Annotated in this window: 17 protein-coding genes and 1 pseudogene; 10 read left to right on the top strand and 8 right to left on the bottom strand. The window is 74.1% G+C overall.

Annotated elements, in window-relative coordinates; translation table 11 throughout:
* The first annotated feature begins 38 nt into the window (after positions 1–38).
* A complete protein-coding gene (locus tag OG429_RS35055; protein ID WP_328929282.1) occupies positions 39–1,082 on the top strand; it encodes an alpha/beta hydrolase in 1,044 nt (347 codons plus the stop codon).
* On the top strand, positions 1,079–2,308 hold the full coding sequence (locus OG429_RS35050; protein ID WP_328929281.1) for an acyltransferase family protein: 1,230 nt from the start codon (positions 1,079–1,081) through the stop codon (positions 2,306–2,308). The genes OG429_RS35055 and OG429_RS35050 overlap by 4 nt, the downstream gene beginning before the upstream one ends.
* A gap of 85 nt (positions 2,309–2,393) precedes the next feature.
* Here the strand turns inward: OG429_RS35050 and OG429_RS35045 are convergent, their stop codons facing one another.
* The gene (locus OG429_RS35045) at positions 2,394–2,816 is read right to left on the bottom strand and encodes a DUF350 domain-containing protein (protein ID WP_328929280.1); all 423 of its coding nucleotides are present in this window, start codon (positions 2,814–2,816) and stop codon (positions 2,394–2,396) included.
* A 95-nt stretch (positions 2,817–2,911) separates the two neighbouring features.
* Here OG429_RS35045 and OG429_RS35040 point away from each other — a divergent pair, with 95 nt between their 5' ends.
* Positions 2,912–4,720 (top strand): GNAT family N-acetyltransferase, encoded by a 1,809-nt coding sequence (locus OG429_RS35040; protein WP_328929279.1) that lies wholly within the window; start codon positions 2,912–2,914, stop codon positions 4,718–4,720.
* Here OG429_RS35040 and OG429_RS35035 read toward each other — a convergent pair.
* Complete coding sequence (locus OG429_RS35035; protein WP_328929278.1) at positions 4,691–6,760, bottom strand: AMP-binding protein; 2,070 nt, start codon at positions 6,758–6,760, stop codon at positions 4,691–4,693. The two genes, OG429_RS35040 and OG429_RS35035, sit on opposite strands and share 30 nt — an antisense overlap.
* Positions 6,761–6,900: 140 nt before the next feature.
* On the opposite strand from OG429_RS35035, the gene OG429_RS35030 reads away from it, so the two are divergent.
* Both OG429_RS35030 and OG429_RS35025 read left to right on the top strand, forming a co-directional pair.
* Positions 6,901–8,814, top strand: a complete 1,914-nt coding sequence (locus OG429_RS35030; RefSeq protein WP_328929277.1) for an ABC transporter ATP-binding protein — start codon at positions 6,901–6,903, stop codon at positions 8,812–8,814.
* 7 nt (positions 8,815–8,821) lie between these two features.
* The gene (locus tag OG429_RS35025) at positions 8,822–9,199 is read left to right on the top strand and encodes a VOC family protein (protein ID WP_328929276.1); all 378 of its coding nucleotides are present in this window, start codon (positions 8,822–8,824) and stop codon (positions 9,197–9,199) included.
* A gap of 99 nt (positions 9,200–9,298) precedes the next feature.
* Here OG429_RS35025 and OG429_RS35020 read toward each other — a convergent pair whose 3' ends face one another.
* Complete coding sequence (locus OG429_RS35020) at positions 9,299–9,646, bottom strand: hypothetical protein (protein WP_328929275.1); 348 nt, start codon at positions 9,644–9,646, stop codon at positions 9,299–9,301.
* Positions 9,647–9,848: 202 nt separating this feature from the next.
* Between OG429_RS35020 and OG429_RS35015 the strand changes: the two genes are divergently transcribed.
* Positions 9,849–10,733 carry a sigma-70 family RNA polymerase sigma factor gene (locus tag OG429_RS35015; protein ID WP_328929274.1) on the top strand — a complete coding sequence of 295 codons (885 nt, stop codon included), beginning with the start codon at positions 9,849–9,851 and terminating at the stop codon, positions 10,731–10,733.
* Positions 10,734–10,774: 41 nt separating this feature from the next.
* Here the strand turns inward: OG429_RS35015 and OG429_RS35010 are convergent, their stop codons facing one another.
* Positions 10,775–11,485 (bottom strand): FadR/GntR family transcriptional regulator, encoded by a 711-nt coding sequence (locus tag OG429_RS35010; RefSeq protein WP_328929273.1) that lies wholly within the window; start codon positions 11,483–11,485, stop codon positions 10,775–10,777.
* A 133-nt stretch (positions 11,486–11,618) separates the two neighbouring features.
* Here OG429_RS35010 and OG429_RS35005 point away from each other — a divergent pair, with 133 nt between their 5' ends.
* Positions 11,619–12,152 (top strand): gluconokinase, encoded by a 534-nt coding sequence (locus OG429_RS35005; RefSeq protein WP_328930516.1) that lies wholly within the window; start codon positions 11,619–11,621, stop codon positions 12,150–12,152.
* A gap of 54 nt (positions 12,153–12,206) precedes the next feature.
* Positions 12,207–13,604, top strand: a complete 1,398-nt coding sequence (locus OG429_RS35000) for a GntT/GntP/DsdX family permease (protein ID WP_328929272.1) — start codon at positions 12,207–12,209, stop codon at positions 13,602–13,604.
* A gap of 41 nt (positions 13,605–13,645) precedes the next feature.
* On the opposite strand, the gene OG429_RS34995 is transcribed toward OG429_RS35000, so the two are convergent.
* The 4 genes from OG429_RS34995 to OG429_RS34980 form a co-directional block, all read right to left on the bottom strand.
* Positions 13,646–14,611 (bottom strand): hypothetical protein, encoded by a 966-nt coding sequence (locus OG429_RS34995; RefSeq protein ID WP_328929271.1) that lies wholly within the window; start codon positions 14,609–14,611, stop codon positions 13,646–13,648.
* Between the two features lie 47 nt (positions 14,612–14,658).
* Positions 14,659–16,098, bottom strand: a complete 1,440-nt coding sequence (locus OG429_RS34990) for a cytochrome P450 (protein ID WP_328929270.1) — start codon at positions 16,096–16,098, stop codon at positions 14,659–14,661.
* An 85-nt stretch (positions 16,099–16,183) separates the two neighbouring features.
* On the bottom strand, positions 16,184–16,984 hold the full coding sequence (locus OG429_RS34985; protein WP_328929269.1) for a hypothetical protein: 801 nt from the start codon (positions 16,982–16,984) through the stop codon (positions 16,184–16,186).
* A gap of 127 nt (positions 16,985–17,111) precedes the next feature.
* Positions 17,112–20,693, bottom strand: a complete 3,582-nt coding sequence (locus OG429_RS34980; RefSeq protein ID WP_328929268.1) for a S8 family serine peptidase — start codon at positions 20,691–20,693, stop codon at positions 17,112–17,114.
* A 168-nt stretch (positions 20,694–20,861) separates the two neighbouring features.
* Here OG429_RS34980 and OG429_RS34975 point away from each other — a divergent pair, with 168 nt between their 5' ends.
* On the top strand, positions 20,862–22,349 hold the full coding sequence (locus OG429_RS34975; RefSeq protein WP_328929267.1) for an MFS transporter: 1,488 nt from the start codon (positions 20,862–20,864) through the stop codon (positions 22,347–22,349).
* Positions 22,350–22,444: 95 nt separating this feature from the next.
* Positions 22,445–23,057 (top strand): annotated as a pseudogene (locus OG429_RS34970) (DUF6629 family protein).
* The last annotated feature ends 7 nt before the right edge of the window (positions 23,058–23,064 follow it).

Raw genomic sequence — 23,064 nt, 5'->3', positions numbered from 1 at the left:
CCTACCTTCCTCCTCGTCACGAGGAGAGGAGAAGGGGCATGCGCCGCTTCGGAAGGACGATGGTCACGGCCGCGCTGGCGGTGGCCGTCGTCGGGGGGACCGCGGGATGGGCCTCCGGCGACAGCCAGCGGGCGGTCACCGGGCCGCCGCCCGGCACCGCCGCCTGGCGGGCCGACGCGGTGTCCGGCCGTGCGCTGCCCGATCCCGCGAGCGCGACGCCGCGCGAGGTGGCCCGGTTCTTCGCCGGGCTGGACGAGGCCGCGCGGCGGGAACTCGCAGGGGCCCACCCGCTGGTCGTGGGCAACCTGGACGGGGCGCCGCTCCCCCTGCGGTACGAGGCCAACCGGATCGCCGTCGCCGCCACGGGTGAGGCCCGCTACGCCTCGCTCGGCGCGCCGGACCGGCAGATCCTTGCCTTCGACCCGCGCGGCCGGGGCCAGGTCGCCGAGGTGTTCGGAGACCTGGAGCACGCGGCGCACGTCTCCGTGATCGTGCCCGGCTCGGACAACGACGCCGCCAACCACGACGCCCGGCGCAAACCGGCCACCGGTCCGGCCGGGATGGCCCGGGCGCTGCGCGCCGTAGCCGGCGGCTCCACCGCGGTGATCTCCTGGACCGGTTACACCACCCCGGTCGGGGTCGGCCTCGACGTGGCCGACGGCCGGCTGGCCGAGGCCGGGGCGGTCCGCCTGGCCCGGTTCACCTCGGGCCTCGACGCCGTCGGCGCGCCCGATCCGGTGCTGTTCTGCCACAGCTACGGCTCGGTGGTCTGCGGGCTGGCGGCGCGGCACACGGACGCCGTCGACGTCGTGGCCTTCGGCTCCCCCGGCATGCGCGCCGCCACCGCTGCCGGTCTGCGCACCGGTGCCCGGGTGTGGGCGGCCCGGGGTCCCTCCGACTGGATCGCCGACGTGCCGAACGTCGAGTTCGCCGGGATCGGCCACGGCGCCGACCCCACCTCCGCGGGCTTCGGCGCCCGCCGCGTGCCCGCCGCCGACGTGCAGGGCCACACCGGCTACTTCGCGCCCGGCACCCAGTCCCTGGCGGCCTTCGCCGCGATCGCGAACGGAGAGTTCCGATGACGACGCCCCGTACGCTCACGCTGCTCAAGGGCGCGGCCGACCGGATCGAGCGGCAGACGCCCGCCCATCGCGACCGGGCGGTCGACGGGCTGCGCGCCCTGGCACTGCTGGCCGTGCCGACCGGGCACTGGCTGCTCGGCGGGTTCGCCCTCGACCCCGACGGCGGCCTGCACAACGCCAGCCCGCTGTCGGCCTTCGGCGGGCTGGCCCCGGCGAGCTGGGTGCTCCAGATGCTCGGCATCTTCTTCCTCGTCGGCGGGTACGCCTCGGTGCTCTCCTTCCGGCGCCACAAGGGGTCGACGGGCGCGTGGCTGAAGGGCCGCGTCGTGCGGCTGGGGCGGCCCGTGCTGGGAGTGACGGCGGTGTGGGCGCTGGCGGCGCCCGTGCTCTACGCGGCCGGAGTGCCGGAGGCGACGCTGCGGACCGGGGCGACGCTGGTGATCCAGCCGCTGTGGTTCGTCGGGGTGTACGTGGTGGTCACCGCGCTGACCCCGTACTGCGTGCGGGCGGCGCGCCGCCTCGGGGGCTGGGCGGCGGCTCCGCTGCTCGTGTCCGTCGCCGTCGTGGACTTCCTGCGCTACGGACCGCTCGCCGACTCGGTGCCGTCCTGGCTGTCCCTGATCAACATCCTGCCGGGGTGGCTGTTCGCGTACCAGCTGGGCGTGAGCTGGGGCGAGGGGCGGATCGGGCGGCGCGGGGCCTGGCTGTTGCTGGCCGGCGGGACGGTGCTGTTCGCGGCGCTGCTGGCGGTCTTCCACTACCCGGCGTCGATGGTGGGGGTGCCGGGTGCGGAGCGGACCAACTCCCACCCGCCGTCGCTGCTCGTACTGGCCCTGGCGGCGGCCCAGTCGGGCGCGGCGATCCTGCTGCGCGACCGGCTGGCGCGGCTGCTGGCCCGGCCGGCCCTGTGGGCGCCGGTGGTCGTGATCAACCTGTGCGCGATGACGATCCTGTGCTGGCACCAGACGGCCATGCTGGCCGCGGCCGTTCCCGGTTCGTTCGTGGGGGAGCTGGCGGGGCTGACGACGGCGCCGGACAGTCTGGGCTGGATCGCGGCGCGGCTGGCGTGGATTCCGGTGTTCGCGGCGCTGCTGGTGGGCATCGCCCGGTACGCGCGGCGGTTCGAGGGTCCGCCGGTGGAGGGGCGGAAGGCCACGGCGGTGCGCCGGACGGTGGCGGGACTGCTGGCGGCGGGGTTCGCGGTGTTCGCGCTGGGCCTGGCGTAGCACCGGAGTACGACGAGAGCGCCGCTCCCACCGGGGAGCGGCGCGCTCGTCATCCAGGGGTGCTACGCCACGCCCTGTCCGGGCGTCAGGCGATCGAGGCCGCCACGATCGCGGCCACGGCGAGGTTGCAGGAGGCGGTGACCCAGACCGCCGGGTGGGGCTCCGGGTCGACGACGATCGCGCCGAGCTTGCCCGGGGTCACCAGGTCGAGCACCAGGAAGGCCACCGCCATCAGGACCAGGCCGAGCACCCCGAAGGCCGCGGTGGACAGCAGGCCCTTGCCGAAGTCGTCGTAGGTGGTCCAGATCGAGGTGAAGACGATGCCGCCGATGCCGAGCAGCGCGGAACTGAGCAGGAGGGCGGCATTGCGGTTGCGCTCCTCCCAGATCTGCTTCGGAAGCTTCCCGGGCGTCAGCACGTCCACGAGGACGATGCCGAGGATCAGCAGCACCAGGCCGAGGGCGCCGAAGGCGCTGGTGCGGCCAAGTCCGTTGATGATGTCGCTCATTGAGAAGCCTGTCTCCGCGTGGGTGGGAAAGGATGGGCCGTGGGGAGGCCGAATCTATCTCACGGCCTTGGCGCAGACCATGGGGAGACCAGGAAATGGTAAAGGTCAGAGCCGCGCGGCCGGCCGAGGCGGAGTCCTTGACGCAGCTGGTGATGCGCTCCAAGGCGCACTGGGGGTACGGGCCGGAGTTCCTCGCCTCCTGCGCGCCGGACCTGCGGATCCGGCCCCTCGACGTGACGGCCCGCCGGATCGTGGTGGCCGAGGACGAGCGGGGGACGGTGCTCGGGCTCGCGTCCCTGGACGGGCCCGCCCCGCGCGCCTCGCTGGGGCTGCTCTTCGTGGAACCGTCGGCCATCGGCCGGGGCGTGGGGCGGCTGCTGTACCAGGACGCGCTGCGCCGGGCCGTGGAGCTGGGGGTGCGCGCCCTGGTGATCGACGCCGATCCGCACGCGGCCGGGTTCTACCGGGCGATGGGAGCGGTGGAGGCGGTGCAGGCGGTGGGCGCGCCGGGCGGCCCCGAGGGGCTGGTGCGGTTCGAGGTGTCCCCGGTCCCGCTCGCCGACTGGGCGCGGGCGTGGACCGGGGGCGGACGGGCCGTGCACGTGGGCAACGTCGCGGAGTTCAACGCGCAGTTCGCCGACGCCTCCTTGGACCGGGAGCAGCGGGCCGCGCACGACTACGCCTGCCTGGCCGCCTTCTACAGTCCGGACCCGGCGGCGCTGGTGCTGCCCCGGGCCGTGCCGCGGGGCTGGACCGAGCTGGTCTGCCGGCAGCTGGGCTGGACGGGGGTGGAGGTGTACGACGGCCTGGTGGAGCGGGGACCGGGCCTGTCGGACGCCGTACGGGCCCGGCCGGCGCTGGCCGAGATGCTGACCGGGGCCGGGCTGCCCCTCGTGCCGTGGGGGCGGACGCGGTCGTTCGGGATGCTGGCGGACCGGCCGTGGCGGGAGGGGGAGCTGCGGTACGAGTCGAAGTCCGCGGCGCACGAGCTGTTCGCCCGGATCCTGGCGGACGGCGGGCATCCCGGGATCGTGCTGCCCGCGCAGTGGCGGGCGGGCTCGCGGCGGGCGGCGGTCCGCCTCGTCGCGGCCCGGGCCAAGGCGGGCGAGAGCACTGTTTTGAAATCGGAGCACGGTGTCGGGGGTTCGGGCACCACGGTGCTCACCCCGGGCGAGGTCCGGGCGGCGGGCGGGGCCCGCGCCGCCCTGCGGCGGCTGCCGCGCGGGCCGCTGCTGGTGGAGGCGTTCGTCGGCGCCCCGGCCGGTCCCGAGGAGGACGACGCCCCGCGCGACCTCACGTACGACGGTTTCGTCGACGCCGAGGGCAGGCTGCACGAGGCCGGCGCGGCACTCATGGACGTGCGGGCCGGCTGCTACCGGGGGGCGACGGTGGGCCACGGGGCGGTGCCCGGGTGGGCGGAGAAGCCGCTGCTGGCCTTCGGGCGGGCGGTGGGCGGGGAGTTGGCGGACTCCGGCTACCGGGGCTGGTTCGACGTGGACTTCGTCACCGACGGCGCGGGGCGGCTCGCGCCGACCGAGACGAACCTGCGGCTGACCGGGCCGTCGATCGCCTTCATGGTGGCGGCCCGGCTCGACGCGCTGCGGGGCGCGGGTCACCTCGTACGGATCGCCGACCGGGTGGAGCTGGGCGCGCGGCTGCCCGAGGCGCAGCTGGACGAGCTGTGCGCGGCCCTGGCCCGGGGCTGCGCGGACCTCGGGGCGGTGTTCGTCCCCGCGATCCCGACGGGCGCCTTCGATCCGGCGCCCTGGCTGGGCGTGCTGGTGGCCGCGCGCAGCAGGGAGGTGCTGGACGCGGCCGAGGCGCTGGTGCGGTCCGAGGCGGAGGCCGTCGGCGCGATGTTCGGCCGGGCGGGCTCAGGTCCTGTCCTCGAAGTCGAAGGGTGAGTCCGGTTTCCGGGTGAGGTAGCGGGCCACGATGACGGCCGCGATCATCAGGGGGATGTTGAAGGTGTAGACGAGGAGGGCTTGGAGCGCCCACTCCTGTTTGGCCGCCAGCCGGTAGGCGTTGTCCTGCGGCCACCAGGCCAGCAGCAGGTAGCTCGCGGCGATGTGGGCGACCCGGGTACCGATGCGGGGCAGTCCGTCGGAGCGGGGTCGCTCCCGGCTCTGCATCATCCAGTGCCCGGTGAAGAGGAAGGCGAGGCCCACGCCGAAGGACAGGCATTCGAACAGGTAGAGGACGAAGAAGAGGAACGCCCAGGGTTGGGGCACGGCGGAGAGGTCCGTGGATCCGGGCCACAGGACGTTGGTCAGCAGCAGGGTGAAGAGGGCCAGGACGACCGACAGGCATCCGCCGACGGCCAGGCTGGAGCCGCGCCGGTCGCCCTTGCCCGCCGCCCGGGAGAACTTGCTGCCGTGCACGGCGGGCCGCTCGGAGGGGGGCTGGGTGGGCAGCGGCAGGGCCGTCCGGTCCTCCTGGCCGGCCCGGCCGCGCGGCAGGGCCCAGAGCCGGACGAGGATGTGCGGCATCTCGTCCTTCAGGACGACGCCGGCCAGGTGGTTGCGCAGGCCCCAGATCTCGGGCAGCGGCGCGGTCGCGTCCCAGGCCGGATCGCCGGGCGGCGGGGACACGTAGGCGACGATCCGCCGGCCGCCGTCCTTGTCGACGCCGGTGACGACGGCCGCGCCGATCCCCGGGTGGGTACGGATCGCTGCCTCGACGGGATACGGGTCGAGGGAGCCTCCGGGGACGGCGATCCTGTGCCGGACCCGGCCCTCGTACTCCAGCAGCCCGTCGGGGCGGATCAGTCCGAGGTCCCCGGTGGGCACGGCGTCGCCGCCGCCGGGCGGGGTGAGGTGTATCTCCCCGTCCAGTACGTGGACCTGGCAGCCCGCGAACGGGGTACCGAGCAGCGAGTGCAGCTCCGGTGCGTCGATGGGGGCGGTCAGTTGCGGGAGTTCGAAGCAGGTGCCCACACCGGCGGTCTCGGTGAGCCCGTAGACGTTGAGGATCCGCACGCCGGGACGCAGCCGGCCGCTGAGGGCGTCCAGTTCGTCGAGGTGCAGGCGGTCCCCGGTGACGGTGGCCAGCCGCAGCGACCTCAGCGCCGGAGGACCGGTCCTGCGGGTTTCGGCGGCGGGCCTGCGGCCGTCGATCAGCAGGGCGCAGGCACCGGCCGGGTCCGTGTGCAGCACGCTGACCCGCTCCGCCGCGACCGCCTGGCGGACCCGCTCGGCGGCAATGGCCCGACGGGCCCGCTCCGTTCCCTCGGCCTGCCAGGGAGCCTTCGCGGGGAGGACGAGGCTGCCGCCCGAGCACAGGGCACGGGTCCAGCCTGCGGCGAAAGCGGTGACGTCCGGCGGGGCGGTGATCAGGTGCCGGTCCTGCGGGGTCAGCTGTGCCAGCTCGGCCCAGCCCTCGTGGGCGGCGAGCAGCAGGGCGTGGCCGACGGCCACGGGGCGCTGCTCGGGGCTCGCCGTGAACAGGACGGCGGCGCGGCCGAACGCCCCGGCGGAATCGGGCGCGTAGCCGGGCCGGGCGACGATCGCGGCGGTGTCGTCGTCGGTCCGGATCGTGCGCAGGCCCGTACCGGTGTCGAGGGCGGCGCGGTGCGGCGCGTGGGTGAGCAGCGCGAAGGGTGCGAGGGGCGCGAGCGCGGCGAGCTGCCGGCGGCCGTTGCGGGGCGTCTGCGCGTCGACGACGGCGTAGGAACCGTCGGCTTTGAGGACGGCGAGGATACCGACGACCAGCTCGGTCTGCCGGGTGGTGCCGATGGCTACGAGGCCGCCGGGCGGCAGGCCGGAGGCGAGCAGGTGGTGCGCCAACCGGTTGGCCCGCGTGTCGAGTTGCCCGTAGGTGAGGCTCTCCGAGCCGGCTGTGACGGCGCGGGCCCCCGGGGTGTCGCGGGCCCACTGTTCGAAGCGGTGCAGGACGGTGTCGGTGGTGCTCTTGCCGAAGCGTACGGACTCGGATCCCTGCGTCATGGACCGATGATGACACCGGGCACCGACAGCGGCCGCGAGTCGCGGAAATCCCCCGTACGAACGGGAGTTGGAGACCCGGGAGGGCGAGGGCCGGCCGAAAGGTTGACCTCGACTTCGGTTGAGGTCCTACCGTTTCCGCCATGGACATGGAAGTCACCGCTTGGACATCGCTGCACAGTGCGATCAACGCGCAGCAGGACCGCCGCCCGGTCTCCCGGGCGAGCCTGCGCCGGGTCGCCGCCTTCGCCCGCCCGCACCGCCGCGGGCTCGCCCTCTTCCTCCTGCTCAGCGTGGTGACCGCGCTGCTGGCGGTGGCCACGCCGGTGCTCGCCAGCCGGGTCGTCGACGCCATCGTGGACGGCCGGGACAGCGGCACGGTGACCTGGCTCGCCCTCCTCATCGCGCTGATCGCGGTCGCCGAGGCGGGCCTGGGTCTGCTGACCCGGCGGCTGTCGGCCACCCTCGGCGAGGGGCTGATCCTCGATCTGCGGACGGCGGTCTTCGACCACGTGCAGCGGATGCCGGTCGCCTTCTTCACCCGGACCCGGACCGGAGCCCTGGTCAGCCGGCTCAACAACGATGTGATCGGCGCCCAGCGGGCGTTCAGCAACACCCTGTCCGGGGTGGCCGCCAACACCGTGACCCTGTTGCTGACCCTCGCCGTGATGCTGAGCATCTCCTGGCAGATCACCCTGCTGGCGCTCGTGCTGCTGCCGGTGTTCGTCCTGCCCGCTCGCCGGATGGGGGCGCGGATGGCGGCCATGCAGCGGGAGGCCTCGGCGCTGAACGCCGCGATGGGCACCCAGATGACCGAGCGGTTCTCCGCTCCCGGCGCGACGCTCGTCAAGCTGTTCGGGCGGCCCGCCGACGAGTCCGCGGAGTTCGCGGCCCGGGCGGCCCGGGTGCGGGACATCGGGATCCGTACGGCGATGGCCCAGTCCGCCTTCATCACCGCCCTCACCCTGGTCTCCGCGCTGGCCCTCGCCCTGGTCTACGGGCTCGGCGGGTACTACGCCCTGCGCGGGACCCTGGACGCCGGATCCGTCGTCGCCCTCGCGCTGCTGCTGACCCGGCTCTACGCCCCGCTGACCGCGCTCGCCGGCGCCCGCGTCGAGGTGATGAGCGCGCTGGTGAGCTTCGAGCGGGTCTTCGAGATCCTCGACCTGAAGCCGCTCATCACGCAGAAGCCGGACGCGCGCCGCGTACCGGAGGGGCCGGTGGCCGTCGAGTTCGACCGGGTCTCCTTCGGCTACCCCTCGCCCGACAAGGTCTCGCTCGCCTCCCTGGAGGAGGTCGCCACCCTCGACGCCCGGGGCGGTACGCGGGTACTGCACGAGGTGTCGTTCCGGGCGGAACCCGGCCGGATGATCGCGCTGGTCGGCTCGTCCGGCGCCGGCAAGTCGACCATCGCGCAGCTGCTGCCGCGGCTGTACGACGCCGACGCGGGCGCCGTCCGCATCGGCGGGATCGACGTACGGGACCTCACCGCCGACTCGATCCGCGAGACGCTCGGCATGGTCACCCAGGACGGGCACCTCTTCCACGAGTCGGTACGGGCCAACCTGCTGCTGGCCCGGCCCGGAGCCACCGAGGAGGAGATCTGGGAGGCCCTGCGCCGGTCCCGCCTGGACGGACTCGTCGCCTCGCTGCCCGACGGGCTGGACACGGTCGTCGGCGAGCGCGGCTACCGCCTGTCGGGCGGCGAGCGGCAACGGCTGACCATCGCGCGGCTGCTGCTGGCCCGGCAGCGGGTGGTGATCCTCGACGAGGCCACCGCGCACCTGGACTCCACCTCGGAGGCCGCGGTGCAGGAGGCGTTGGGCGAGGCTCTGGCGGGACGGACCGCCGTGGTGATCGCGCACCGGCTGTCGACCGTACAGGCGGCGGATCTGATCCTGGTGGTCGAGGACGGCCGGATCGTGGAGCGCGGCACGCACACCGAGCTGCTGGCGGCGGGCGGCCGGTACGAGGAGCTGTACCGCACCCAGTTCGCGGCCGCGGACACGCCCGCCGACGTGGCGTCGGACGGCGCGGCAGCGGCGTCGGGAGCATGATGCCGGGATGGACATCAAGCTGGAACTCGTCGCCGTGCCCGTCACCGATGTCGACCGGGCCAAGGCCTTCTACGAGAAGCTCGGCTTCAACGCCGACCACGACGTCACCGTCAGCGAGGACATCCGCTTCGTACAGCTGACCCCGCCGGGGTCGGCCTGTTCGATCGCGATCGGCAAGGGGCTGACCCGGATGACCCCGGGATCGCTGGACAACCTGCAGGTCGTCGTCACCGATATCGAGGAGGCGTACGAGGACCTGCGCGGCCGGGGCATCGAGGTGACGGAGATCCAGGACCTGCCCTGGGGCTCCTTCGTGTACTTCTCCGACGCGGACGGCAACGGCTGGGCGGTCCAGCAGACCACGCCCCGCAAGGCGTCGGAGTAGCGCACCGTACGGCCCCCGGCCCGCCACCGCCGCCCCGGGGGGACCTGCCCGGCGGGGCACGGTGGCGGCGTCTGCGGGCGGGGTCCCGGATCCGTGGGCTCAGCCCGCCGCGGCGGCGTGGTGGTGGTCGAGCTCCCACGCGTGGTGCTTGAACTCGTGGCGGAAGTCCTCGTGGTCCTCCCACTGGCGGGCGATGCCGCGCAGTACGTCCCAGTTGTGCTCCACCGACTGGTCGATGACGCGGCGCGTGGCCGGCTCGGCCGACTTGCGCTGCTCGATGAGGCCCTTGACGGCGGAGGCTTCGAGGACGGCGTTGCGCAGCGCACGCAGCGCACGGGAGGTGTCGTCCATCCCGAAGCCGTACTCGCTGCCCGTCTCCGCGTCGAACAGCGGGGTGAGCCGCGCCTCGATGAAGGCGGTGATCCGCTCGAAGTGCTGCACGTCCATCGGGGGCTCCCTCTTCTGCCGGACCACGATGCGTACCCGGCGTCCTCAGTGCTTCAGCTGTGCACCGCCATTATCCAGCAGCCCCTCGCCCCGGACCGAACCGGCGTGGGACCCCGGGACCACGGCTCCAACGCCCCGTTCACCGTGGCGTTTTCCCGGTGATCTATCTTGAGAACCTGCTGTGGGGAAGGGATTGCGACAGGTGAACGACAGCTCATTGCTGACGGAACGTTTCGAAGGGCACCGCTCTCACCTGAGAGCGGTGTCCTACCGGATGCTCGGCTCGCTCAGCGAGGCCGACGACGCCGTCCAGGAAGCGTGGCTGCGCCTCAACCGCTCGGACACCGGCGACATCGAGAACCTCGGCGGGTGGCTGACCACGGTCGTGGCGCGCGTGTGCCTGAACATGCTGCGCTCCCGCGAGTCCCGGCGTGAGGACTCCATGGAGACGTATGCCACGGACCCGGTCGTCAGCCGCGAGGACACGGTCGATCCCGAGCAGGAGGCGGTGCTCGCCGACTCGGTCGGGCTGGCCCTGCTGGTGGTGCTCGACACGCTGACGCCGGCCGAGCGGATCGCGTTCGTGCTGCACGACCTGTTCGCGGTGCCGTTCGACGAGATCGCCCCGATGATCGACCGCTCCCCGGCGGCGACCCGGCAGCTCGCGAGCCGCGCCCGCCGCCGGGTCAAGGGCGCCCCGCTGGTGCCCGAGGCCGATCTGACCCGTCAGCGCCGCGTCGTGGACGCCTTCCTGGCCGCCACCCGCGGCGGGAACTTCGACGCGCTGGTCGCGCTGCTCGATCCCGACGTGGTGCTGCGGGCGGACAAGGCCGTCGGACCCACCGCCGCTCCCCTCCTCATCAGCGGCGCCGTCACCGTCGCGCGGGGCGCGATGGCGGCCATGCGGCGGGCGCAGTCCACGCAGCCGGCTCTGGTCGACGGCGTCGTCGGCCTGGCGATGGCCCCGTTGGGACGGCTGTTCCTGGTACTCACCTTCACCATCGAGGACGGCCTGATCACCGGGATCGACGTGATCGCGGAACCGGATCGCCTGCGCGAGATCGAGATCGCCGCACTCGACGCCTGACCGGCCGGGGTGTCCGCCTCCGCCCTCGGGGCGGGCACCGCCTACGGGGCGAGTACGTCCAGCTCCTCCAGGGCGCCCACCGCGATCTGCCGGGTCAGCGCCTCGGCGCGGGCCGCGTCGCCCTCCCGTACCGCCTCGGCGACCTGGACGTGCAGGGTGACGGCCGCCGGGTCGGGGTCGTGGAACATCACCGCGTGCTCGGTGCGCCCGGTCAGCACCTCGGCGACCACGTCCCCGAGGCGGGCGAACATCTCGTTGCCGGAGGCGTTGAGCACGACGCGGTGGAAGGCGATGTCGTGGCGCAGGTAGACGTCGAGCTGGTGGCCCCGTGAGGTGCTGACCATGCCGAGGGCCGCCTCGGTGAGCTCGGCGCACTGCTCCGGGGTGGCCCGGGCCGCCGCGAGCCCGGCCGCGACCGGCTCGATCGCGGATCGCAGCACGGTGAGGGAACGCAGCTGGCGGGGGCGGTCGGCGCCGGCCAGCCTCCAGCGGATGACGCGCGGGTCGTAGACGTTCCACTCGGCGGTGGGGCGCACGGTGACCCCTACCCTCCGGCGGGACTCGACCAGCCGCATCGACTCCAGCACGCGGACGACCTCGCGCACCACCGTGCGGGAGGCGTCGAAGCGTTCCGCGATCTCGTCCGTGCGCAGCACGCTGCCCGGCAGGTACTCCCCCGCCGTGATCGCGAGCCCGAGCGTGTCCAGCACGTGGGAGTGGAGCCCCTGCCCGGAGCTGCCGTCGGTGGTCATGGCGTAAGCGTACGGTGACGCCCCGGGCGACCCAAAGATGTGACGTTTTCCATCAGACCCTTGAATAAGTACTACTTAATGGGCTTCAGTGATGCCCGCACGAACCGATGTCGACGAGGACAGCGAGGTAGGCGTGAGCACCCAGCGCGTCATTGTGGTGATGGGCGTGGCCGGCACGGGCAAGACGACCGTGGGCCGGCTGCTCGCGGAGGCGCTCGCCCTTCCGTACGCGGAAGGCGACGCCTACCACCCCGCGGCCAACGTCGCGAAGATGTCGGCCGGCGTCCCGCTGGACGACGCCGACCGGTGGCCGTGGCTCGACGCCGTCGGCGAGTGGATCCGCGGCCGGGCCGAACTCGGCGGCGGCGTGGTCTCGGCCTCGTCCCTCAAGCGCGCCTACCGCGAACGGCTGCGCGCCGCGGCCCCCGGGGCGGTGTTCGTCCACCTGACCGGTGAACGGCCCCTGATCGAGCGGCGGATGGCGGACCGCACCGGCCACTTCATGCCCGCCACCCTGCTGGACTCGCAGTTCGCCACGCTGGAACCGCTCCAGGAGGACGAGGCCGGCGTCGTCGTCGACGTGTCCGGTTCCCCCGAAGAGATCACCGAACGGGCGCTGGCCGCCCTGCGCCGGATCCCCACGTCCGAGACGACCGAGACCGCATAGACACCCAAGTCACCCAAGACACCCGAGACACCCGCGAACTAAGGAAACGTCACTTTGACCAGTCTCAGCGTCGAGACCCTGGCAGCGGCCGGCACCGGACCGATCACCTCGGCCGGGAACACCCAGCTGGGGATCGCCGTCCTCGCGGGCATCGCCGTCATCGTCCTGCTCATCACCCGCCTCAAGCTGCACCCCTTCCTGGCGCTGACGGTCGGCTCGCTGGCCCTCGGGGTCTTCGCCGGCGCACCGCTGGCCAAGACGATCTCCAGCTTCACCTCCGGACTCGGCGCCACGGTCGCGGGCGTGGGCGTACTCATCGCGCTCGGTGCCGTCCTCGGCCGACTGCTCGCGGACTCGGGCGGCGCTGACGAGATCGTCGACACGATCCTCGCCCGGGCCAAGGGCCGGGCCATGCCGTGGGCCATGGTGCTGATCGCCTCCGTGATCGGGCTGCCGCTCTTCTTCGAGGTCGGCATCGTGCTGCTGATACCGGTGGTGCTGCTGGTGGCCAAGCGCGGCAACTGCTCCCTGATGCGGATCGGCATACCGGCACTCGCCGGCCTGTCCGTGATGCACGGGCTGATCCCGCCGCACCCCGGGCCGCTCGTCGCCATCGACGCGCTCCACGCGAACCTGGGCGTCACCCTCGCCCTCGGCATCCTCGTCGCCATCCCGACCGTGATCATCGCCGGGCCGCTGTTCTCCAGGTACGCGGCGCGGTGGGTGGACATCCCGGCGCCGGAGAACATGATCGCGCAGCGGCCCTCGGCGGACCCGGAGCACCGTCCCCGGTTCGGGGCCACTGTCTTCACGGTGCTGCTCCCGGTGGCGCTGATGCTGGTCAAGGCATTGGTGGACATCGTTGTCAACGACCCCGCCGACCCGCTGCAGCGCGTCACCGACGTCGCGGGCTCCCCGCTGATCGCGCTGCTCGCGGCGGTGCTGGTGGGCATGTTCACCCTCGGCCGGGCGGCGGGCTTCACCAAGGACCGCCTGGCCACGACGGTCGACAGGTCCCTGGCCCCGATCGCCGGCATCCTGCTGATCGTCGGCGCGGGCGGCGGCTTCAAGCAGACCCTGATCGACGCGGGTGTCGGCCAGATGATCCTGGACCTGTCGAAGAACTGGGCCATTCCCACCCTGTTGCTGGCCTGGCTGATCGCCGTGGCCATCCGCCTCGCCACGGGCTCCGCAACGGTGGCGACGATCTCGGCGGCCGGACTGGTGGCTCCGCTGGCCGCCGGCATGTCCACCACCGAGACGGCGTTGCTGGTCCTCGCCGTCGGGGCGGGCTCGCTGTTCTTCAGCCACGTCAACGACGCCGGATTCTGGCTGGTCAAGGAGTACTTCGGGATGACCGTGGGCCAGACCCTGAAGACCTGGTCGGTGATGGAGACCATCATCTCGGTGGTCGGCCTCGGCTGCGTCCTGCTGCTGTCGCTGGTCCTCTGACGTCCTGCGGCGTCCTCCCGAACCCTCCCGGATCCGCCGGATCAGCGCTCGTCGCCGAGCTGCGCCGCCGCCAGGGCGAGACCGGTCGCCGCGGTGGCGCAGCGGCCGGCGAGGGTCTCCACCTCCGCGCGCAGGGCCTCGGACCGGGGGCCCCGCCAGACCGGTCCGGCCGTCGTCGCCCGCAGCCGTACCGCGTGGGAGCGCAGCGCGGTGGCGTGGCCGCGCAGACTGGCGGGCCGGTGCGGGTGCGCGTGCGGGCGGACGTGCGGGTGCGGCGCCCACGGCCGGAGCGCCGGCCGGCCTTGAGCGCGTTGATCGGACCGCGGCGCCCGCCCCGCCTCGTCGGCGGGCAGTGAGGGCCCTCGGTCACAGAAGGCCCAGAAGGCGGCGCCGAGTCCCAGGAGCGGTTCGGCCGGCACGGCCCGGCCGGTGGCGACCTGCCAGCCGGCGTGGTCGTTGAAGGGATTCGCGTCGGTCAGGGCCTTCCAGGCCAGGACGTCGGCGAACGCCGGGGCCAGCAGGGAGAAGGCGTGCCCGGCGCCCCGGTCGCGCATGATGCCGCGGAACAGGCGGGCGGCCTGCGACTGCCGGCCCTCCTCGACGGCTCTGAGGACCGCCGCCGCGCCGGGATCACGCAGGAGTTCGGGGCGGGCGGCGCTCGCGGCCCGGATCCGGACCCGCAGCCCGCACACGGCGACGCTGATCGCGAGGCTCTCACGGCCCGCCAGCATCCCCGCCAGCCGCCCCGCCCGCGCCACTCCCCGGCCGCGCGGGGCCCAGCCGAGGCCCGCCGGGTCGGTGAGGGTGCGCAGCAGCGTGCGCCAGCCGACCCGGCGATGGCCTCCCCGGGTGAGGGCGGCCGCGGGCAGGCGGCCGCCGAGGGCCAGCCCCGAGGCGTAGCGGGCGGCCTCGCCGACCGCGTCGGCGGCGGCGGCGAGTTCGCGGCACAGGTCGTCGAGCAGGTCGACGTCCGCGTCGCTGGACGCGGAGGTCGCGGCGTCGGGCATGGCGTCCTCTCCTGGTGGGGTGGTGTGTGTGGGGGGGGTGTGGGGCGTCAGCGTCGGGTGAGGGTGAGCCGGATGCCGTGCGGGTCGAGCGTCGCGGGCAGCGGTCCGACCGGGTCCAGGGCGGGCCGCCCGCTCGCGACCCGGTGGTCCCGCAGCACCTCGGCGCAGAACGCGGCCGTGAGCAGCAGGCCCAGCTGGTCGCCCGGGCACCGGGAGCCGCCGTGGCCGAAGGGCGCCATCCGGGTGTCCTGGTCCGCACCCGGGTTCTTCCACCGGCCCGGCACGAACACGTGCGCGGCCGGTACCCGTTCGGGGTCGCGCTGGTGGAACGCGGCGGGCAGCAGCACGGAGGTGCCCGCCGGGTAGCGCACGCCCTGCCACTCGGTCTCGGTACGGGTGACCCGGATCAGGTCGGGCACCACCGGGTACAGGCGCAGCGTTTCCCGTACGCAGGACCGCAGCCGGGGCAGTTCGCCCCGGGACGCGCCCCCGGCCGCCTCGGCGGCGGTGGCGTCCTGCTCGGCGGGGTGCGCGCCGAGCAGGAGCAGGGTGCGCAGCAGCGTGGCGGGGAGGGAGTCCAGGGCCTGCAGCCACTGGTGGGCCTGGCCGGAGGGGTCCGGGACGCCGGCCGGCCCGGCGTGGCGGGCGGCCCGGCCGAGGAGCGTGTCCGCGCCGGCGTGGCGGGCGTACTCCTGGATGCGGCGCGCGGCGCGCGCCCTGCTCTTGGCGCGGGACTGCCCGAGCCAGCCCGCGAGCTCCTCGTCGGCGGCGGCCGCCTCGCCGAGCACGATGCGGCGGGCGGCGCGGCCGACCGCGTACCGGGCGCGGGCGAGTTCGAGGGTGCCGGAGGCGGTCAGGTGCAGGGCCTCTTCGGTGACGGCCGCCAGGAAGGGCCCGCACGCGGGGTGTACGGGGACGCCGGCGGCCAGCACCTCGGCGGCGGTCTGCCGCTGTTCCGGGCCGGGTTCGGCGTGGGCGCAGCCGAGGCCGGCGGTCTGCGGCTGATCCGCCGCGAGGACGCTCTGGGGTTCGGCGTAGAACCGGTAGACGTCGTCGGGGGCGAGGAGGACCAGGACCGCCCTGCCCGACCGGTCCCGTACGAGCACGGGTGCGTCTCCGTAGCGGGCCCGCAGCGCGCGGAGCACGGTGGCGGAGGCGCGTGCCGTGCCGGGGCGGGGCCGGGCGGTGACGAAGTCGCGGACGAGGGCGGCGGTTCGCGGAAACGATTCTTTTACGGACGTCAGCCGGCCGGGAGATTCCGCGCGCAGGCCTCGCACGGCCGGCCCACGGTCCGCGAGCGGGGTCCCGGCGCGGGGCGGCCGGCCGGCTCCCCCGGCGACCGGGCGGGGCCACCGGTATCCGGCGGCCGGTGCGACGCTGAGCCGAGCGGCGCCCGGCGCGGTCCGCACCGGCAGCCCGGTCCGCTCCGCGAGGGCCCGTACCCGGGCCCGGAGCCCGTCGAGGGCGGCCCCTTGCACCGTACGCATCCGTGTACCTCCGCAGCTGGGACGACAACGGTCGGTGACATCGGCTTCACCGTACGTCGCCCCCGCGGACCCCGCGCTCCGAGTGCTACGGCAGGGCGAAGGCGGCGGTGCGGAACGCGGTGCGCAGCTGGGTGGCGGGGCTGGTCGGGAGGAGGAGGGCCCAGCGGTGGTGGCGCGGGGAGATCCACAGGGCCGGTCCGCCGGGCGCCGGGGCGGGGTGGGTCCAGACGCCGTGCGGGGCCGGGTGCCAGAGGAGGCCGCGGGAGGGGGTCAGTTCGCCGGTGCGGATGCGCAGGGACTCGGTGGTCCAGGCACGGGTGATGCCCGCCGGACTGCCCGGGCCGCCCGAGCCGTCCGGGTCCGCCGGGGAGAGGAGGTGGCGCAGGAAGCGGACGAGGTCGGTGAGGGGTGCGCGGAGGGTGTCGTCGGCGAACCGGGTGCGGGTCATGCCCAGCGGTCGCCAGACGCGGGTGGCGGCGAGTTCGGCGAGGGGGCTGCCGGACAGGACCTCGGCGAGGCGGGCGAGGGCGGCGGTTCCGTCGGCGTGCGTGAGCAGGTGGTGGGCGGTGGTGCCGGCCTCGGCTCCGGCGGCGGCCTCGTCCCCGTACGCGGCGAGCGGGGTGTGCAGCCGCAGCGCGCCCTCCTCGACGAGACTGCCGATGGCGGGCCACAGGGCGAGGACGGCGGTGAGCCCGCCGACGTCGAGGTCGGCGTCCCCGGCGTCCCCGGCGTCCCCGGCGTCAGCGAGGTACGCGGAATCCGTGGAACGCGTGGAATGCGAGGCCGCCTCGACGCCCTCGGGGCCGCCGACGGCCCAGACCGCCCCGGGATCGGCGGAGCCCACGAGAGCCCGGATGTCGTCTGCCTGGTCGCTCAGGAGCGTCATGGTTCCTCACGTTAACGAGCCCGCCGCGGGTTGCGCGGCGCGTCGGAGCGGAATCGGGACCCGCCCACCCGAATGCGCCGCGGAGGGCGGGGCGCCCGCGGGCGCCCCGCCCCGTGGAGCGCGGCCGCTACTGGTTCTTGTCGGGGCGGTCGGTCACCCGCAGGCTGTTCAGCAGGGGCTTGCCGAATCCGGTGTGCGTGACGAAGCGGATGTTCAGCACCCCGTCCGTCACGGTGACGGTGTACGTACGGGTCAGGGCCTTGTACGTGCCCGCCTCCAGGGAGATGTCCAGGGAGGGCAGGACCTGGGCGCCCTCGGCCAGGACGTCGAAGACGCGCTTGTTCGGCCTGGTGGAGGAGAGCTCCGCGAAGCCCAGCTCCACCGTGTAGGTGCCGTTCGGCACGTTGTCGAAGCGGTACTCGTACATGCCCTCACGGGCGTTGCGGAACAGCCGCTGCTCGTCCGTGCCGGTGATGGTGCGCCCGGTGGACTGGACGGAGGAGTTGCCCTGGTAGCCGTACGAGCCCGCGGTGTACTTGCGGTCCGGGGACCAGCCGTCGCCCAGGGCGTCCGTGCTCGCGGATCCGGAGCCCGCGTCCAGGGCGACCTGGTAGCGCGGGACGACGACCTTGACCGGGACCGTGAGCACCGGGGTCCGGCCGCTCGCCGACGAGATCTTCAGGTCCGTGGTCAGGACCGCCCCCGGGGTCAGTCCGGCCGTGTCCACCGCGAGCGTGAGCGAGGTCTTCCCGCCCGTCGGGAGGCTGCCGTTCCCCGGTGTGGCCGTCAGCCAGGCCGCGTCCTCGGCCACCGTGAAGGCCGTGCCGAGGCCCGGGTTGGTCAGGTCCAGGGTCCGGGTCCGCTGCTGGTCCGCCGGGAGGACGATCTCCACGGAGGGCCGGGAGACCGTGACCCTGCCGGTGCGCAGCGACTGCGTCACCGTCGTGACGTCGGCCGCCTTGACGTCGACCGTCGCCTGCGCGGACTCGTACTGGGGCGCGGCGAGGGAGACGGCCCGCGAGCCGGACGGGCTCTGGACCACGTAGCCGCCGTCCGCCGCGGTGGTCGCGGAGACCGCCGAATCGCCGGTGCCGACGGTCACGGTGGCACCGGCGACGCCGTTGCCGTCGTTGGCGTCGAGGACCCGGCCCGCCACCACACCGCTCTTGGTGGTGCGGAAGGCGATGGACAGACCGTCGGTGATGACCGCGGTGTTGAAGGAGTACTTGAAGGCGTCGGTGCCGGTGGCGTTCTCCACGCCGACCGTGGCCGTGGACCCGCCCTTGATTCCGGTGCCGCCCGTCCCCTTGTAGGAGTACGAGACGGTGCCGTCCTCCCCGATGGCCGCGGCGAACGAGAACTTCTCCGCCTGCGCCGACCAGTGGGAGACCTCGCGCCACTCGATCACGTAGGCGCGGTGCGGGGCGGTGCCGGTGACGGCGGTGAAGACGCCGGATCCGCTGCCCGCCGCGCCGACGACCAGGTCGTCCCAGAAGGGGTAGAGCGCGGCGTTCGGGGTGGCCGCGCTCGGCAGGTCCCCGTTGACGTCGGCGGTGTTGTTGCCGCCGAAGCTCACGGTGCCGTTGGTGCCGATCCAGGCCTGGCCGTACGTCTTGCCGTACAGCGGCAGCGGGAAGGGGAGGTCGACGCGCTCGGTGGTGTTGTCGCCGGTCAGCGCGAGCTGGCGGCTGCCCGGGGTGTACGGGCGGCCGTTCGCGGTGGCGCAGGCGTAGCCGTAGCCGTCGGTGCGCTCGGGCAGGGCGACGGAGACGGTGGTGTCGCCGGCGACGGTGGCCTTGGCCGTGCCGCCGGTGACGCAGCGGGAGGAGTGGGTGGCGTTCACGTCGTAGGTGCCGTGCGGCAGGGTGACCTCGAAGCGGCCCTGCGCATCGGCGGTCGCGGTCACGGGGGTGTCCGCGATGGTGACGGAGGCGCCCGCCGCGGGTCCGGCGGCGGAGGAGACCGTACCGCTGAGCTTGCCGGAGGGGGCCTGGGTGAGGGTGAAGTCGCCGGTGGCGGTGGCGTTCTCGGCGACCGCCACCGTCGCGTTCTGCGGCCCGTAGCCGAACTTGGCGGCGGTCAGGCTGTAGTCGCCCACCGACAGGGCGGCGAACTTGTAGGTGCCGTCGGCGGCGGTCGTCGTCGTACGGTCGATCGGGCCGTCGGCGGTCACCTTGGCGCCCGCGACGGGCTCGCCGCTGCCGGAGCGGACGGTGCCGGCGAGCGCGCCGATCGCGCCGCGAGGGGCGGCGTTCACGGCGGCGAGGACGTCGAGCCTGCCCTCGCCGAAGACGTTGTTGTCGGCGGCGTTGCCACCGCACTGGCCGCTGTCGGTGTCCTGGGCGGTGCCGTCCAGGAGCGATTCGGTCTGCGCGATGTCGCCTTCGAGGGCGGGCGCGGCGGACCAGAGCAGGGCCACGGCCGCCGCGGTGTGCGGCGAGGCCATGGAGGTGCCGGAGAAGGCCTCGTACCGGCCGCCGGGGACGGAGGAGCGCACGTTCACGCCCGGTGCGGCGATGTTCGGCTTGATGATGCCGCCGGGCCCGGCGCCTCGCGAGGAGAACGGCGCGATGGCGTTGTTGATGTCGAAGGCGCCGGAGCTGTAGGAGCTCGCGTAGTCGCCGGGTGAGCCGCTGGTGGCGCAGCCGGGCCCGGCGTTGCCGTTCGAGAAGGCCGGGAAGATGCCGGCGGCGCGCCAGGTGTCGACGATCTGCTGGTACCAGTCGTCGTGCGCGGCGCTGCCCCAGGAGTTGTTCACGATGTGCGGGGCGAGGTCGGGGCGCGGGTTCTGGCCGCTCGGATCGGTCGGGGCGACGATCCACTGGCCGGAGGCGAGCAGGGAGGCCTCGGAGCAGGAGTTCGTCTCGCAGCCCTTGGCGGCGATCCACTTGGCGCCCGGGGCGACACCGATCTTGTTGGCTCCGCCGTCGTCGCCGACCATCGTGCCCATCGTGTGGGTGCCGTGGTCGTTGTTGTCGCAGGGGGCCGCGGCGGCGCAGACTCCCGCCGGGTCGAACCAGTTGTAGGCGTGGGTGTAGCTGCCGTCCGCGTTCTTGCCGCGGTACTGGTTGTTGACGGCCGGGTGGGTGTAGTCCACCCCGCTGTCGATGTTGGCGACGACGATGCCCTCGCCGCGTACCCCGGCCTGCTCCCAGACCTGGGGCGCCTTGACCCGGTCGATGTTCCACTCGACGGCGTCGGCCGCGGTCTGCTCCCGCTTGCCCTCGGCGGGTTTGGGCAGGTCGACCTTGTCGTCGGCGTCGATCCGGGACACCTCGGGGCGCTGCGCGAGGGTGCCGGCGAGCTTCTCGCTGCCGACGACGCGCAGCGCGTTCACGATCCAGTACGAGGTGTACTCGGCCTTGGCGCCGTCGAGGGCCTTGACCAGTTCGGCCTGGCTGCGCGCGGCGTGGTCCTTCTTGGCCCGGAGCACGGTCTCGGCCTTGGCGGCGCGGGTCTGCTGTTTCGCCGCTGCGCCGAGGTCGGCCGCGCTGTCGAGGTAGACCCAGAAGACGGCTTTCGCCGAGCCGTCGAGCTGGGTGCGGAGCTTGGGTTCGATCTTGCGTTCGGCCGCACCCGGGGTGGGTACGCCGCGGGCGGGGTCCGCCCTCGGCGCGGCGGCGGCGACGCCCGCGCCGAGGGACAGGAGCAGGACCGAGGTGAGGGCGGCGAGCGCCGTGCGTAAGTATCGCCTGTTGCGTTGGGCCACGTGTTGTCTCCTCGTACACCGGGTGCGGGTTGTGCGGGAAAGACGTGCGAGATGTGCGGGATGTGCGCGGGTCATGGTGATTGAGTGCCATGTTCATTACAAGAGGGCCTAATGAGCCGCCCGTCGCGCCCGCTGGCCCTTCCCCCCGGCCGGGGCCAGCCTGAAGGCATGACCTCCCCCGCCGAACCGCCCGAGCCAGGCGTCCCGCTCGCGTCCGCACGAGGCCGCTGGATCCTGCTGACCACCGTGCTCGGGTCGAGCATGGCCATGCTGGACTCGACGGTGGTCAACGTCGCCCTCCCGCGCATCGGGCAGGACCTGGACGCCGATCTGGCCGTGCTCCAGTGGACGGTGAACGCCTACGCGCTGACCCTGGCCGGGCTGATCCTGGTCGGCGGGGCGCTCGGCGACCGCTTCGGGCGCCGGCGGATCTTCGTGCTCGGCGTCGCGTGGTTCGCGGTGGGCTCCCTGCTCTGCGGCGTCGCGCCGAACGCCGGGATCCTGATCGGCGCCCGGGCCCTGCAGGGCATCGGCGGCGCCCTCCTGACCCCCGGCTCCCTCGCGCTGATCCAGGGCTCGATCCGGTCCGGGGACCGGTCCCGGGCGGTGGGCCTGTGGTCGGGACTGGGCGGGGTCGGGGCCGCCGTGGGCCCGTTCCTCGGCGGCTGGCTGGTGGACGGGCCCGGCTGGCGCTGGGTGTTCCTGCTGAACGTGCCGCTGGCCGCGCTGTGCGTCCCGGTCGCGCTGCGCCACGTACCCGAATCGCGGGATCCCGACGCGCGCGGGCGGTTCGACGTGCTCGGCGCGGCGCTGTGCGCGACGTCCCTGGCGCTGATCACCTACGCGCTGATCGAGGCGCAGGCCGCGGGCGCGCCGGTGATCGCCGCGGCCGTGGGCGGCGTGGCGCTGGCCGTCGCGTTCGTCTACGTCGAGCGGCGGCGGGCCGATCCGATGGTGCCGCCGTCGATCTTCGCCTCCCGGCAGTTCACGGCCGTCAATCTGGTCACCCTGTGCGTCTACGCGGCCTTCAGCGGCTTCTTCTTCCTCGTCGTGCTCCAGCTCCAGGTGGTGGCCGGATACTCCGCGCTGGCCGCCGGGGCCGCGATGCTGCCGACCACGGTGCTGATGCTGCTGCTCTCGGCCCGCTCGGGGCAGCTCGCGGAGCGGATCGGGCCGCGGATCCCGCTGACCGTGGGGCCCCTGCTCTGCGCCGCCGGGACGCTGCTGATGCTGCGCGTGGGGCCGGGCGCCTCGTACGCGGCGGACGTGCTGCCCGCGATGGTCGTGATGGGCATGGGCATGGTGACCCTGGTGGCCCCGCTGACGGCGACCGTGCTGGCCTCGGTGGACCCGGGCCGGGCGGGGCTGGCGAGCGGCATCAACAACGCCGCGGCGCGGGTGGCCGGGCTGCTCGCGGTGGCGGCGCTGCCACTGCTGGCCGGAATGGGGCCCGAGGCGTACCTCTCGGCGGACCAGTTCGACGCGGCCTTCGGCCGGGCCATGCCCTGGTGCGCGGGGTTGCTGCTGCTCGGGGCGGCCGTGGCCTGGACGACCGTACGCACACCCGCGCCCTGGGCGCCGCACCCGCAGTGCCGTACCCAGTGCGCCATGACCGCTCCGCCGCTCGAACCCCCGCGAGAGGAGAGCGGAGCTTGACCGAAATCAGTCGATGCCCCAGCCCGCACTGCCCGACGGCGCGGCGGCCGGCCGCCCGGTGACGTAGCGCCACGTGCTGGAGCGCCACGGCCGATCTGGCGGCGGGCACGGCCATCACCGCCGTCGGAGTCGTATGCGTGGCGCGCACGGTACGCGCACGACGCGCCCGGGATCTTCCGGTCGCCGCGCTGCCCCTGCTGCTGGGCGCGCACCAGCTGGTGGAGGCCGCCGTCTGGGATTCGGACGGCGGCCGCTCCCCCGCCACCACCGCCTGGGCGGTGATCGCCCTGCCCCTGCTGGCCGTGTGAGTGCCGCTCGGCGTGCTGTGCGCGGCCGCGCCCGCGGTCGGGCGCCGCCTGTGGGGGCCGGTCGCCGTCGGCCTCGCCACCGGCGCGGTCCTCTCGTGCGCCCTCGCGACGCGGCCGGTCACCGCGGAGATCCGCGGCCACACGGTCGGCTACGGCATGGACGTCCCGTACGCGCCGCTCCTCGTGACGGGCTACCTCTTCGCCACCCTCGGCGCCCTGCTGCTCGCGGGCGACCGCCGGCTGCGGCTGCTCGGGGGCCGTGACGGCCGCCGGGGCGGTGGCCTGCGCGGCCCTGTGGAGGCTTGAATTCGCCTCCACCTGGTGCGCGTTCGCCGCGGTCCCGTCCTTGCTGGTCCTGGGCTGGACGGGCCGCCCGGAGCCCACCGAGCCGATGACATGACCGGCCT

The sequence above is a fragment of the Streptomyces sp. NBC_00190 genome, assembly GCF_036203305.1.
GTDB lineage: Bacteria > Actinomycetota > Actinomycetes > Streptomycetales > Streptomycetaceae > Streptomyces.
Note: the sequence above shows the minus strand (reverse complement) of the source record. Positions and strands in the feature narration are given on the sequence as shown.

Coding starts and splice junctions, on each gene's coding strand:
- OG429_RS35055 (WP_328929282.1), top strand. CDS start 39: ATGCGCCGCTTCGGAAGGACGATGGTCACGGCCGCGCTGGCGGTGGCC.
- OG429_RS35050 (WP_328929281.1), top strand. CDS start 1,079: ATGACGACGCCCCGTACGCTCACGCTGCTCAAGGGCGCGGCCGACCGG.
- OG429_RS35045 (WP_328929280.1), bottom strand. CDS start 2,816: ATGAGCGACATCATCAACGGACTTGGCCGCACCAGCGCCTTCGGCGCC.
- OG429_RS35040 (WP_328929279.1), top strand. CDS start 2,912: ATGGTAAAGGTCAGAGCCGCGCGGCCGGCCGAGGCGGAGTCCTTGACG.
- OG429_RS35035 (WP_328929278.1), bottom strand. CDS start 6,760: ATGACGCAGGGATCCGAGTCCGTACGCTTCGGCAAGAGCACCACCGAC.
- OG429_RS35030 (WP_328929277.1), top strand. CDS start 6,901: ATGGACATGGAAGTCACCGCTTGGACATCGCTGCACAGTGCGATCAAC.
- OG429_RS35025 (WP_328929276.1), top strand. CDS start 8,822: ATGGACATCAAGCTGGAACTCGTCGCCGTGCCCGTCACCGATGTCGAC.
- OG429_RS35020 (WP_328929275.1), bottom strand. CDS start 9,646: ATGGACGTGCAGCACTTCGAGCGGATCACCGCCTTCATCGAGGCGCGG.
- OG429_RS35010 (WP_328929273.1), bottom strand. CDS start 11,485: ATGACCACCGACGGCAGCTCCGGGCAGGGGCTCCACTCCCACGTGCTG.
- OG429_RS34995 (WP_328929271.1), bottom strand. CDS start 14,611: ATGCCCGACGCCGCGACCTCCGCGTCCAGCGACGCGGACGTCGACCTG.
- OG429_RS34990 (WP_328929270.1), bottom strand. CDS start 16,098: ATGCGTACGGTGCAAGGGGCCGCCCTCGACGGGCTCCGGGCCCGGGTA.
- OG429_RS34985 (WP_328929269.1), bottom strand. CDS start 16,984: ATGACGCTCCTGAGCGACCAGGCAGACGACATCCGGGCTCTCGTGGGC.
- OG429_RS34975 (WP_328929267.1), top strand. CDS start 20,862: ATGACCTCCCCCGCCGAACCGCCCGAGCCAGGCGTCCCGCTCGCGTCC.